Here is a 12681-nt window from a genome sequence, read left to right as displayed (position 1 = left end):
GTCACCGCTAGATGACCATACAAATATTGCTATCCTTATGAGGATTGAAGTACTGTGCGTCGCATGGACTTCACTATGGGTGAGGCCGCCATCCGTCTCCGGGGTGAACTACGGCGGCTGATTGCCGAAGAGGTCCCCGCCGACTACCTCGGCGCGTTCACCGACGATCCGGCCGATCTGGCTGTCGCTCAGCGTTTCTGCCGGGTGCTGGCCGAGCAGGGCCTGCTGTGCGCGGCCTGGCCTGCGGAGTTCGGTGGCCGCGGCGCCTCGGTGTGGGAGCAGACCGTGGTCCGCGAGGAGATGTGGGCGCACCACGAACCTCGCGGGGCGCAGTACATGGGCGTCAACTGGGTGGGCCCGACGATCATGCGGCACGGCACGGCCGAACAGCAGCACAAGCACCTGCCGCCGATCGCGCGCGGTGAGACGATCTGGTGCCAGGGCTTCAGCGAACCGGACTCCGGGTCCGACCTGGCCTCCTTGCGGACCACCGCTCGCCGCGACGGCGACGGCTGGCGTATCTCCGGCCAGAAGATCTGGACCTCCTACGCCACCATGGCGCAGTGGTGCTTCCTGCTGGCGCGCACCGCGACAAGGGCGCGCAAACAGCAGGGGCTCACCGTCTTCCTGGTGCCGATGTCCGATCCGGGCATCGAGGTCCGGCCGATCCGCTCCATGCTCGGGCCGCACCACCTCAACGAGGTCTTCTTCGACGGGGTGCGCGTGACGGAAGCAGACGTACTCGGCCGGATCGACGAGGGCTGGTCGGTGGTGCAGGAGGTGCTCGCGTTCGAACGCGTCGGCATCGCCCGCTACGCGCGCTGTGAGCGACTGTTGCAGGCCGCGCCCGATGTTCTCGGCCCGCGGTGGGAGACGGTTCCGGCCGAATTGCGCGGTCGCTGGGCCCGCATGCTCACCCGGGCGCGGCGGGCGCGGCTGCTGGCGTATCAGGTGGTCGCGATGCAGAGCGCCGGGCGGGTCGCGCCGGGTGACGTCGCGGCCTACCGCATCGCGGTGACCCGGCTCGATCAGGAAAGCGCGAGTGTCCTGGCCGAACTCGCCGCGTTCGCGGGCTCGGGAGACGAGCGCGGGCGCCGGTTCCGGCGCGCGGTGGACGATCATTGGCGATACGCGAATGCCGCTACGGTCGCCTCCGGCAGTATCGAGATGCAGAAGATCCTGTTGGCGCGCTCGTTGCTGAGCGGGCCGCGCCGGGCGGGGGAGGCCGCATGACCGCCGCGTCGTTCCCGCCGGGCGGGCGGGCGATGACCATCGAACTATGCGCCGAGGCAACGGAATACGGTAAGGAAGCCGTGCGCGCGTTGCGCGTGGCGGGCGGCGACGAGCTGGTGCAGTGGGCCGAGCGCGAGCCCGCGCGCCGCGCGCTCGTCGCGCCGGTGCTCGGCGAACTCGGCGCGTGGGAGCTGGAGCCGCGGCGTGATCCGGTCGAACTGGAAGCCGCCGCGGCGCTGTGCCGCAGCGCGGGCTACTGGGCCACGCCCTATCCGGTCGCGGAGCGGCTGTCCCGCCCGGTCGAATCGGACGTCGACGGGTTGGTGGTGGTGTCGGATGGCGAGCCCGCCGCGGCGGTCGCGCATCTCGACCTGCGCTGGGCGGCGGTGACCTTGGACGGTTCCCGTGGCTCGGTGGTGGTGCGACCACCCCGTGCGTCTGCGCGTGAGTCGGCGTTCGTCGCGGAGCTGGAGGTGTCGCCGGTGGACACCGGCGGCGGCGCCGACCTGGCGTTGGCGCTGGTGCTGCCGTGCTGGACCCTGCTCGGCATGCTCGATCGTGCCGTCGAACTCACCCGTGCCCATGTGCTGGTCCGGGAGCAGTTCGGCAAACCGCTGGCCGAGTTCCAGTCGGTGCAGTTCCAGTTGACCGACGCCGAGGTGGAACGGCGCGGCGTGGACATGCTCGCCCGCTACGCGTTGTGGAGCATTCAAGCCGATCGCGGCGACGCGCTGATCGACGCGTTGGCACTGCGTTCGGCGACCCTCGAGGCGGCCGAGGCCGTGTTCCGCGTCGCCCACCAATTGCACGGCGCCCTCGGCTTCTGCGACGAGTCGCCACTGTCCTGGCTGTCGCGTTACAGCCTGCCGTTGCGCCGGCTTCCACTCGGCTCGGTCGCCACCGAGGAGCTGCTGGCCCGGCTGGCCGGCCGCCGCGGTCTGACCGGTTTGTTCTCCGATCCGGGGGAAGGGTGACGCCATGCGCTACGACCTGCCCGATGTGCTGACCGTGGCCTGCGAAGGGCCCGTCCGTATCGTCGTCATCGACCGCCCCGACGAGCTCAACGCGGTGAACGCCGAGTTGCACCGAGCGCTGACCGAGGTGTGGCGGCAGCTGGCCGCGGACCAGGGGGCCGCAGTCGTGATCCTCACCGGTTCCGGCCGGGCCTTCAGCGCGGGCGGCGACCTGGACTGGATCAGCTCCTTCTTGGACGACCCGGTCGCGCGGGACGAGAGCATTCGCGAAGGCGCCCAGATCATCGAGGAGATGCTGCGCTTCCCGTTGCCGGTGATCGCCGCGGTGAACGGCGCGGCGATGGGGCTCGGCGCCAGCCTGGCGGTGCTGTGCGACGTCGTGCTGATGTCGGATCGCGCCTACCTGGCCGACCCGCACGTGGCGGTCGGGCTGGTCGCCGGGGACGGCGGCGCCGCGTTCTGGCCGCTGCTCACCCCGATCCTGCGGACGCGGGAATATCTGTACACCGGCGACCGGATCGATGCCGCCACCGCCGTCGAGGTCGGACTGGCGTCGCGGGTCGTCGCCGCGGACGAATTGCTCGACGAGGCCAGGAAACTGGCCGGCCGGTTGGCCGCCCTGCCGCCGGAGGCGCTGCGCAGCACGAAACGGGTGGTGAACATGTACCTGTCCCAGGCGCTCGGTGGTCCGATGCAAGCCGGTTTCGCCGCCGAGGTGGTCACCATGCGGTCACCGGAACACCGGGACCGGCTGCTGGCGTTGCGACAGCGGGCGCGGGCACGGTGACCGGGCACGACCTCGACGGGTTCCGCGGCGAGGTCCGGGACTGGTGCCGCGCACACGTGCCTGCCGATTGGCGGCGATCGCAGACCGGCCCCACGGACGCGGAATTCGTCCGTTTCCAGGCAGAGTGGTTCCAGCAGCTCCGCCATGCGGGATACGCGGTGCCGCATTGGCCGCGCGAATACGGCGGCGGCATGTCCCTCCCGGAACAGATTGTGCTGTATCAGGAACTCGCCGCCCACGACGCGCCGCGACTGGTGCTGGCCTTCGTGGCCGTTCACCACGCGGCCGCGACCTTGCTGGCGGCGGGGACCGACGAGCAGCGGCGGCGGCATCTCCCCGCGATCCTGGACGGCGAGATCTGGGTACAGGGCTTCTCCGAACCCGGCGCCGGATCCGATCTGGCGGCATTGCAGACCAGCGCCCGCCGAGACGGTGACGGCTATGTCGTGACCGGGCAGAAGGTGTGGGCCAGCGGTGCGCAATACGCGGACTGGTGCCTGCTGCTGGCCCGTACCGACCCGGCCGCCCCGAAGCGGCGCGGGATCTCCTACTTCCTGCTGGACATGCGCAGCCCCGGCATCCAGGTGCGCCCGATCCGGCAGGCCACCGGGGAATCACACTTCTGCGAGATCTTCTTGGACGAGGTGCGGATCCCGGCGGACGGGCTGGTCGGCGCGGAACACGCGGGTTGGCAGGTGGCGCAGCAGACGCTCGGCGCCGAACGTGGCCTGACCATGCTGGAGCTGGCCGAACGGCTCGGCAACGCCGGATTCCGATGGCTCGTCGAAGCGTGCGAGCGAGCCGATCCCGGCGGGCGGCGCGCGGTCGCCGACGCGGTGGTGGCCGATCGGCTGGCCGCGCTGGAGATCGAGATCTTCGGATTGCGCGCATTGTGCCGTGACCTGGTGGAGCGGCACGAGGCGGGCGTCGCGGGCCCGGCCGACGCTTCCGTGGTGAAGCTGTACTACAGCGAATTGTTGCAGCGGATGACGGATTTCGGCACGGAGGTCGGGGGACTGGCCGCGCACACGATGCTGCGCAAACCGATGTCCAGCGGCTGGGAGTCGGGCGCATGGGTGCTCGACTTCGTCGGCTCCTGGGAATGGACGATTCCGGGTGGGACCAGCGAGATCCAGCGCACCATCATCGCGGAGCGCGGGCTCGGCCTGCCCCGGGAATCGACGGGAACATGATGAGCGACGAATTCGCCGAGATCCACGACGATTTGCGCGCGGTGGCGCGTGACCTGCTCGGCGAAGCCGATTCCGAGTCGGCGGTCGACTGGTCGCTGATCGCTCGATCCGGGTGGCTCGGTCTGGAGGCGCCCGACGAATTCGACGGTGCCGGAGCAACTTTCGCCGAGGTCGCCGTGGTCCTGCGAGAAGTGGGCCGAGCGGTCGCCCGTGGTGCGTACCCGTCGGTGGCGGTGCTCGCCGTCGGCGCGCTCGCCTTGCTGGAGCCGAATCCGCAACGGGACGAACTGTTCCGCGGCACCGTCGCCGGTGCGGTGGTCCCGGTTCTCGCGCTTGCGGGGGAGCAGCTGGCCGGCGCCGAGTCGTCAGGTGCGGTCTCCGCGCACGCCGATCGCACGCCGGTCGAATCGCCGTTCCGGCTCGTGACCGGTACCGGCGGCCCGCGTCTGCACGGTTGCGCCGACTTCGTGCTCGACGCGCCCGGGGCGGACCGGCTGCTCGTTCCCGCCCGCGATCCCGGCGGCGAGATCGTGCTCGCGGCAGTCGAATCCGGTACGCCAGGGGCGGTCGTCACCGCGCGACCGGTGGTCGACGCGACCCGCAGCCTCGGGCGCGTGACCGCCGACGACGTCGCGGTGGCGCCGGTGGCGGTGTGGCGATTCCGTGGCGACGGAGAGCGCGCCCTGCGGCGGTTGTACGACCGGGCCGCGGTCGCGATGGCCTGCGACAGCCTCGGACTGAGCGAGGCCATGCTCGAGGCCACTGTCGGCTATGCCGCGGTGCGCGAGCAGTTCGGCCGTCCGATCGGTTCCTTCCAGGCCGTCAAACACGCCTGTGCGGACATGCTGGTTCAGGTCACGGTGGCCCGGCAGGTGGTAGCGGCCGCGGTCCGGGCCGAGGCGTCGTCGGCGCCGGACGCGGGCGAGGTGGCGTCGATGGCCAAGGCATTGAGCACCGAGACGGCGGTGCGGGTGGCGGGGAAGGCCATGCAACTGCACGGCGGCATGGGCTACACCTGGGAAAGCGGGATCCACGGGTACCTGAAGCGGGCCACGCTCGATCGGTCCCTGTTCGGTACGCCCGCCGAGCATCGGAAACGACTGGCCCGGCGGTACGCCTCGGCGTAGCGCCGGGCAGCCTTTCGCAGGGGCCCCGGATGCCGGGTCAGTCCTCCGGGGTCTCGGTGAAGCGCTGGAGGTACAGCGGCTCGCCCAGCTTCTCCACCAGGTCGAGTTCGGTCTCCAGGTAGTCGACGTGCTGCTCTTCGTCTTCGAGGATGTGCTCGAAGATGCGCGCCGAGGTCACGTCACCGCGCGACCGCATCAACTCGATGCCCCGGCGAAGCCGTTCGACCGCTTCCAGCTCGATCTGCAGGTCGGCCCGCAATTGCTCCGGCACGCTCTGCCCGATGCGCAACGGATTGAGCTTCTGGTAGTTCGGCAGGCCCTCCAGGAAGAGGATCCGGTCGGTGAGGAGTTCGGCATGCTTCATCTCATCGATGGACTCGTGCCGAGTGTGCCGCGCCAGCTTGGTAAAGCCCCAGTTCTCCTGCATCTTGGCGTGCAGGAAGTACTGGTTGATCGCCGTGAGTTCGGCCGTCAGTTGCTCGTTGAGCAACGCCACGATGTCCTTGTCGCCGTCCATGACTGCGATCGTGGCACAGATTGAGCGCAGCGGCAGGCAGACCGCCTGGTGTGTCGGATCAGGCGGCCGAGGGTTGCGCTTCGGTCGTCGCGCGGGCGCGGCCGATGACCTCGGCCAATCGCGCCGTGCAACTGCCGCAGCCGGGCTTCCAGCCGCAGGCGTTCTTCACTTGGCGGACACTGTCGGCCCCGGCCGCGACGCAGGTGTGCACGTCACCTTCGGACAGCGCGTTACAGATGCACACGTACATGAAGCCTCACAGCCAGGGTCACCGTTTCACTGAGGTTAGCCTCGACTAACGAGGTAAGCCTCCCCTAATGTATAGCATCCAGGACCGGCCGTGTGAAGCCCCGGTGGGCGCGGTGTCGCCGTGTCGAGTGCCGCCGGGCGGTGACCGGGTGCAGCGACCTGGGGACTGTCGGCGCGGCATTGGCCGCGCTGCACGGGAGAAGCCTCGGCAGGCCCCGTGGCGCTAGCTGTCGGCCAGCCGTTTCACCGCGAGCTGCCGCAGGTCACTGGACTTGATCTTCGCACTGCCGGTGAGCGCGATGTCCTCCTCGGCGAACAACAGCACCTGTCGCGGCACCTTGTAGCTGGCCAGCCGCTCGCGCAGGAACGCGCGGACCGCGGCGCCGTCCACCGTCGCGTCCGCGTGCGGCACCACACACGCCACCACGACCTCGCCGAGCGTCTCATGCGGTACGCCGACGGTGCGCGCGACCTTGACACCCGGGAAGCCGGCCAACGCCTCGTCGACCTCCAGCGGGGAGACATTTGCGCCGCCGGTCTTGATGATGTCGGTCAACCGCCCCTCCCAGTACAGCCGGTCCGCGTCATCGAGGTAGCCGCCGTCACCGGTGTGGAAGTAGCCGTCGGCGTCGAGCGTCTCGTCCAACGCGGTGCCGAGATAGCCGAGCATGAGCGTCGGCCCTTTGACGCAGATCTCGCCGCGCTCGCCGCGGGCCGCGACCGCGCCGGTGAGCGGGTCGACGATCTTGACGGTGTTGCCGGGCAGCGGTTTGCCGCTGCTGCCCGCGATTTCGTCCTCGGGTGTATCGGCCGGAAAACAGGTGGTGATGGTGAAGGTTTCGGTGTTGCCGTAGGCGTGCCCGGGCTCGGTCCAGGTGGTCGACACGCGAGGGTGCCGCGCCGCGGGCGTCTTCACGTCCACGAATCGCAGGCTGCTCAGGTCGGTCGTCGACCAGTTGGGCGCGCCTTCCAGTTGCGCCCACTGGTGCGGCCACGCGACCGGGAAGTTCACTCGCTCGGCCTGCATCAACTCCAGCGCCTCGGCGGCGTCGAAGGTCGATTGCAGCACCAGGCTGCCGCCCGCGGCCAGGGTGGCGCCGAGCGCTTGGCCGAAGTTGCCGGACCAGAAGAAACCGTTGGCGGTCCAGCAGCGCACGTGGTCGTCCGGGCCGAATCCGAACATGCGCCGGAACCGCCACATCTGGATGGCGACGCCGCGGTGCGCGCTGCGGATGCCTTTCGGCTTGCTGGTGGTTCCCGACGAGAAGAACAGCACGGCGGTATCCGCGGGTCGCACCGTGGCGGCCGTCGCCTCGATCAGTTCCTGTGCTTCGGAGTGCCCGCGAGCAAGGAAGGTGTGCCAGGAGTCGATCGCCGCATCGGGCACCGGTTCGCCGACCATCGCGAGATGACGTAGAAACGGGTAGGCCGTCGAGCGCAGCGCGCCCGGCGCGGCGGCGCCGACGGCGGGCTCCAGTCCGGTCAGCACCTCGGCGAAGTCCTTGTTCGCCACCGTCCTTTCGAACAGCAGCATCGACACACCGGACAGCCGTAGCAGATGGTCGAGTTCCGCGGGGCTGGAAAAGGTGCTGAGGGCGACGGCCACCCCGCCGGCCAGCGACACGCCGAACACGGCCGAGAGCCACTCCGGCCGGTTCGTCATCAGCACGCCGACCCGGCTGTCCTTGCCGATCCCGCAGGCACGCAGGGCGCGCGCCACTTCGGTGGCGCGCGCCCACAACTCGGCATAGCTCCAGCGGACGACGCCGGCGCCGGTGTGCGCGACGAGTGCCTCGCGGGCGCCGTACTCGCGGGTGACTTCGCGCAGGAAGCCGGGCAGGGTGAGCGGTCCGAGACCCGGCTCTTCGGACAGCGGCGGCCCGGAGGCGATCGCCACGGCAGGCGCGAGGACGTCGTTGGTGTCGGTGGGCATCGCCTCTCCCGTTTCTTTCCGGTGGCCGTCAGTACGGAAGCTCGACCTCGGCCGTGCAGTCCACCAACACGCCGAAGTCCTGATTGGTCAGCCGCAGTTTCACCTGCACCAGCGGTACGCCCCAGACCGAATCCGCTTCCTTGCCGATGATCTCTGCGTCGAAGTAGGTCACGTCGCCCTCGAAAGCGGGCAGGCGGAAGTCCGCCTTGCTGTGACGGAGGATGCCGTCGTGCCCGGCCCAGTACGAGAGGTAGTCGGTGCACCAGGCGCCCATGGTGGCGCCGTAGCCGTAGGCCCGCGCCATCCCGACCTCGCCCGCCTTGTCGGCGTCGATGTGCCCGCGTGAGGGGCCGACGTACAGGCCGTCGCGCTTGCGCGGGTCGATGCGTGCGCCCTCTTCGTCGAAGGCGAACCCCTCGGTCCAGCCCGGATCCTGGTTGACCCAGGGATCGTCGACGCCCGCGGGGGCGGTCCAGTGAAATGTGCCCCAGATGTTGAACAAGAAGGCGCGGTACTCGGTGGTGAAGCCGGCGATGGTGTGCGGGCCGATCACCCGGCGCGGCAGCCGATCCCCGACCTTCACTTCGTCGAAGTGCGGCGAGACCCCGGCGCGGTTGGTCAGGATCCACTCGTGCCGTAGCGACTCGATCTCGGCCAGTTCGGCGGCGGTCCAGGTTCGCACCGCGCCGAGCTGGTTGTCGTACATGCCCCGCTTGTTGGCCTCCGACGCCAGATAGCGGATGGCGGTGGACCTTTCGCGGGCGACCAGCACGCCGTGCTGATTGCGGTGGACGGTGTCGCCGCGGGAGAACATCGTCGGCCCGGCGAACTTCGTCTCCACCACCTTGTAGTCGTGGAATCGCCGGTCCTGGAACAGGGTGTCGCCGGGGCGGACCGGGCAGCCGTAGAACCACCATTCCTCGCCGCCGAAGATCAGGTGGCTGCCGGGGATGTGGCCGACGCAGGCGGGCTGTGCGCCGTGCCCGTAATCCAATGCGACCGCGATGGATTGGGGCGCCACGATTCCGCCGTATCGCGATTCGCGAGCGAATTCCTGGTCCCAATGCAGCGGATTCGGATAATCCATCGCCATCACCCAGCGGCGGATGTCGGAGGAACTGCACGGGTCCCACAGTTGGCCGCCGCCCACCGGCTTGCCGACCCGGTGGTTGACGTCGGACAGATCGAGTTCCACAGTCGATTTCATCGATTTCCTGGTCACGGGATGCTCCTGATCAACGATTCACGTCGACGACGATCCGGCCGCGCACGGTGCCGTCGATGAGCCGGCCGGCCGCGGTGGCGGCCTCGCCGAGGGGTATCTCCTGGGCGATGCTGTCCAGGGCGGCCGGGTCCAGGTCACGGGCGAGCCGCGCCCAGGCGTCGAGGCGCCGCTGCTCGGGCGCCATCACGCTGTCGATGCCGAACAACGTGACCCCGCGCAGGATGAACGGGGCGACCGTGGCGGGGAAGTCCATCCCCTGGGCCAGGCCGCAGGCGGCTACCGCGCCGCCGTACCGAGTCTGGGCGCATACATTGGCGAGCGTGTGACTGCCGACGGTGTCGACCACACCTGCCCAGCGCTCCTTCTGAAGCGGCTTGCCGCGCTCGGCCAGTTCGGCGCGATCCACCACGGTGCCCGCGCCCAGTTGCTGGAGGTAGGCGGTCTCGGCGGTCTTGCCGGTGGCGGCCGCGACGGCGAACCCGGCTCTGCTCAGCAGTGCGATCGCGATGCTGCCCACGCCGCCGGTCGCGCCGGTCACCAGGATCTCGCCTCGGTCGGGGCGAACGCCGTGGCGCAGCAGCGCTTCGACGCACAGGCTCGCGGTGTATCCGGCGGTACCGATCGCCATCGCTTGTCGTGCGGTGAACTCGGCGGGCCTCGGCACCAGCCAGTCGCCGTTCACGCGGGCCCGCTGCGCGAGGCCGCCCCAGTGTGCTTCTCCGACGCCCCAGCCGTTGAGGATCACGTCGTCGCCCACCGACCAATCCGCGTGGCTGCTCTCGGTGACGACGCCGGCGAGGTCGATGCCGGGCACCATCGGGAACGCGCGCACGACGGGAGACTTTCCGGTGATCGCCAGGGCGTCTTTGTAATTGAGGGTGGAGTAGGCGACCTCGACGGTGACGTCCCCCTCGGGCAGCGTCGCTTCGTCCACGTTCGTCAGCGTGACCTTCGGTCCCGCCTCGCCCTTCTCGATCAGAACTGCGGCAAACATGCGGAAGAATTCCCTTCCTAGAACGGGTGCAACATCTGAGCGTACATTCGTTTCCAATTTGGAGAATCATATTCTCTTATGGCGTTGTCATGCTTTCACCGCGAGATTCGGGTGTCAACGTGGAATCACCGTTCGCTCATCGAGCGGTCCAACCGCCGTCGACGACGACGGTTTGTCCGGTGACGTACCGGGCGGCGTCACCGGCCAGCCAGACGACGGCCCCGACGATGTCCTCGGCCTGTGCCTCGGTCGGCAGGGGGGTGTTGCGGCGCAGGTAAGCGGCGCCGCGCTCGTCGTCATAGAGGGTGTCGGTGATCTCGCTGCGGAAGAAGCCGGGCGCGACGGTGTTCACCCGGATCGAATGCCGCGCCCATTGCACGGCGAGTTCGGCGGTGAGCCCGGACAGCCCCGCCTTGCTCGCGGCGTAGGACGCCTGCGGGATGCCGGGCACGCCGACCCGGCCGCTGATGGAGGAGACGTTGACGATCGAGCCGCGACCCACCGCGCGCATGTGCGGGAACACCGCTTGGGCGAGCAGGAAGGGCGCCACCAGGTTGAGTTCCAGGGTCCGGTGCACGGCGTCGAGCGGCTCGGATTCGGCGCGCTCGGTGGTGAACCGGTTTCCGGCGGCGTTGACCAGGATCTCCGGTGGTCCCAGGGCGTCGGCCACAGCGGTGACCACGGCGCCGATGCCCTGCGGCCGGCTCAGATCGCACAGCACGGGGAGCCCGTCGATGCGCCCGGCGAGCTCGGTCAGCCGGTCGGCGCGCCGGGCCGCGACCGCGACGCGGGCCCCGAGCGAGGCCAGCGTTTCCGCGACCGCGGCGCCGAGCCCGGAGGACGCTCCGGTCACGATCGCGACCCGGCCAGCGAGGTCGAACAGGCGCGGGGCGCGCGGGGACCGGGCGGTCACGGCCGCTCCTGCGTCGTGTGCCGCGCGGCGGTCGCCAGTTCGGTGAGCCGCGTTCGCTCGATCTTGCCCATGGCGTTCACCGGCAGTGCATCCACCCGGGTCCAGAACTCCGGCACCTTGTATCCGGCCAGCTCGCGCCGACACAATCGCGCCAGGGCGTCGAGATCCACCGCGGGATCGGCGCTTTCGATCACCGCCGCGACCCTCTGGCCGAGCCGCTCGTCCGGCACCGGGCACACCGCCACCTTGGCCACGCCGGGATGCTTCGCGATGACTCGCTCCACCTCCTGCGGGTAGACGTTCGCGCCGCCCCGGATGATGACCGACTTCTTGCGGTCCAGGATCGACAGCCTGCCTTCGGCGTCGACGGTGCCGACGTCGCCGGTGGGGATCGGTCCGGGTCGCGGCGGTCGCACTCCATCACGCTCCCAGTAGCCCAGCATCGGCGTCCACCATCGGGCCCACGGGCCGTCGGCGGCCGCCTTCAGCCGCAGCTCGCCGAGCGAACCGGGCGGTAGCCTGCGGCCCTCGTCGTCGTAGGCGGCGACGTCGTAGTGGGGCAGCACCCGGCCGCTGGCACCCGGGAACCATTCGTTGCCGGGCGGGTCGATCGCGACCACGGTCGGCGCCTCGGTGAGACCGTAGGTGACCCGCGGCACCGGCCCGTGCGCGTCGGCGAAGGCTGTGCGAACCGAGTCGGGCGTATCGCTGCCGCCGCTCCAGACCTCGCGCAAGGAGCCGAGATCGCGTCCCTGCCTGCGCGCGAGGTCGTAGAGCTGCGCGGGGGCGCCGTTCCAGACCGTGACGCGATGCTCGGCGATCCATTCGGCCACCCCGTCGGCGTCGCGGCGGTCCATGACGACCGCGCAGCCGCGGGCCTGCGCGGTGAGCAGGGTGGAAAGGACCATCAGATTGAGGATTGTCAGCGGGAAGCTGTCGCCCTTGCGCAGATCGGGCCCCCAGCCTCGAGTGGCCGTCAGCACGGCGCCGGGCAGCAGGAGGTTGCGCTGGCTGTGTACCACGGCCTTGGGCTGTCCGGAGGTGCCGCTGGTGAAGGCGATTCCGGCCGGGGCATTGATGTCGTGCTCCACCCGTGGTGCGGGTGCCGCGCGATCCAGCAGTGCCGCCCAATGATCGGGGTCGACCGTACCGGGCGAGTCCACCCGGCAGCGGGACCCGGCGAGTACGACTGCCGGTTCACACAGATCGTGCAGGTGCTGCTGTTCGGTCGCGGTCAATGCCTCGCCGATGCCCGCCCACACCGCGCCGATGCGTTGCGCGCCGTGGAAGGCGGCGACGATGTCCAGATCGTTGGGGAGGCAGGCCGCGACGCGATCGCCGGGGCGCACGCCGAGCGCCCACAGGGCGCCGGCCGCCCGGTGAGCGCGATCGTCGAGTTCGACGTAGGTCCACGCACCGGAAGCGGCCTCCACCGCAGTGGCGTCGGGGTGGGAGCCGAGCGCGGCGTCCAGTACCTGGGCGATCGGGCGGAGGGCATGCCGAGGGGGTGGGGCGTCGGCGTTGAAATCGTCCACA

12 protein-coding genes are annotated in these 12681 nt (G+C 70.0%); 5 read left to right on the top strand and 7 right to left on the bottom strand.

Going from position 1 to position 12681, the window contains the following annotated elements; genetic code table 11:
* The first annotated feature begins 63 nt into the window (after positions 1-63).
* The 5 genes from ON29_RS31085 to ON29_RS31065 are packed head-to-tail and all read left to right on the top strand — an operon-like array spanning position 64 to position 5314.
* The gene (locus ON29_RS31085) at positions 64-1233 is read left to right on the top strand and encodes an acyl-CoA dehydrogenase family protein (protein WP_040871772.1); all 1170 of its coding nucleotides are present in this window, start codon (positions 64-66) and stop codon (positions 1231-1233) included.
* Positions 1234-1265: 32 nt separating this feature from the next.
* A complete protein-coding gene (locus ON29_RS31080) occupies positions 1266-2207 on the top strand; it encodes an acyl-CoA dehydrogenase family protein (RefSeq protein ID WP_040871795.1) in 942 nt (313 codons plus the stop codon).
* Positions 2208-2211: 4 nt separating this feature from the next.
* Positions 2212-2994 carry an enoyl-CoA hydratase/isomerase family protein gene (locus ON29_RS31075; RefSeq protein ID WP_040871771.1) on the top strand — a complete coding sequence of 261 codons (783 nt, stop codon included), beginning with the start codon at positions 2212-2214 and terminating at the stop codon, positions 2992-2994.
* Complete coding sequence (locus ON29_RS31070) at positions 2991-4187, top strand: acyl-CoA dehydrogenase family protein (RefSeq protein WP_040871770.1); 1197 nt, start codon at positions 2991-2993, stop codon at positions 4185-4187. Before ON29_RS31075 ends, ON29_RS31070 begins: the two co-directional genes overlap by 4 nt.
* Positions 4187-5314: an acyl-CoA dehydrogenase family protein gene (locus ON29_RS31065; protein ID WP_083864184.1), complete on the top strand. Its 1128-nt coding sequence runs from the start codon at positions 4187-4189 to the stop codon at positions 5312-5314. Before ON29_RS31070 ends, ON29_RS31065 begins: the two co-directional genes overlap by 1 nt.
* 37 nt (positions 5315-5351) lie before the next feature.
* Here ON29_RS31065 and bfr read toward each other — a convergent pair whose 3' ends face one another.
* The 7 genes from bfr to ON29_RS31030 all read right to left on the bottom strand — a co-directional run bounded on the left by bfr (position 5352) and on the right by ON29_RS31030 (position 12680).
* A complete protein-coding gene (gene bfr / locus ON29_RS31060; protein ID WP_040871768.1) occupies positions 5352-5831 on the bottom strand; it encodes a bacterioferritin in 480 nt (159 codons plus the stop codon).
* A gap of 58 nt (positions 5832-5889) precedes the next feature.
* On the bottom strand, positions 5890-6081 hold the full coding sequence (locus ON29_RS31055; RefSeq protein ID WP_040871767.1) for a (2Fe-2S)-binding protein: 192 nt from the start codon (positions 6079-6081) through the stop codon (positions 5890-5892).
* A 222-nt stretch (positions 6082-6303) separates the two neighbouring features.
* Positions 6304-8013, bottom strand: a complete 1710-nt coding sequence (locus ON29_RS31050; RefSeq protein ID WP_040871766.1) for a class I adenylate-forming enzyme family protein — start codon at positions 8011-8013, stop codon at positions 6304-6306.
* 28 nt (positions 8014-8041) lie between these two features.
* Entirely contained in the window at positions 8042-9220 is a 1179-nt protein-coding gene (locus ON29_RS31045; protein ID WP_040871794.1) for a MaoC family dehydratase, read from the bottom strand.
* A 28-nt stretch (positions 9221-9248) separates the two neighbouring features.
* Complete coding sequence (acuI, locus tag ON29_RS31040) at positions 9249-10232, bottom strand: acrylyl-CoA reductase (NADPH) (protein ID WP_040871765.1); 984 nt, start codon at positions 10230-10232, stop codon at positions 9249-9251.
* Positions 10233-10368: 136 nt separating this feature from the next.
* The gene (locus ON29_RS31035) at positions 10369-11145 is read right to left on the bottom strand and encodes an SDR family NAD(P)-dependent oxidoreductase (RefSeq protein ID WP_040871764.1); all 777 of its coding nucleotides are present in this window, start codon (positions 11143-11145) and stop codon (positions 10369-10371) included.
* Positions 11142-12680, bottom strand: a complete 1539-nt coding sequence (locus tag ON29_RS31030) for a class I adenylate-forming enzyme family protein (protein ID WP_051175802.1) — start codon at positions 12678-12680, stop codon at positions 11142-11144. Before ON29_RS31030 ends, ON29_RS31035 begins: the two co-directional genes overlap by 4 nt.
* Between the last annotated feature and the right edge of the window lies 1 nt (position 12681).

It is taken from the genome of Nocardia exalbida NBRC 100660, assembly GCF_000308575.1.
In the GTDB taxonomy this organism is placed as follows: Bacteria; Actinomycetota; Actinomycetes; order Mycobacteriales; family Mycobacteriaceae; genus Nocardia; species Nocardia exalbida.
This window is presented reverse-complemented; position numbering and strand designations above follow the sequence as displayed.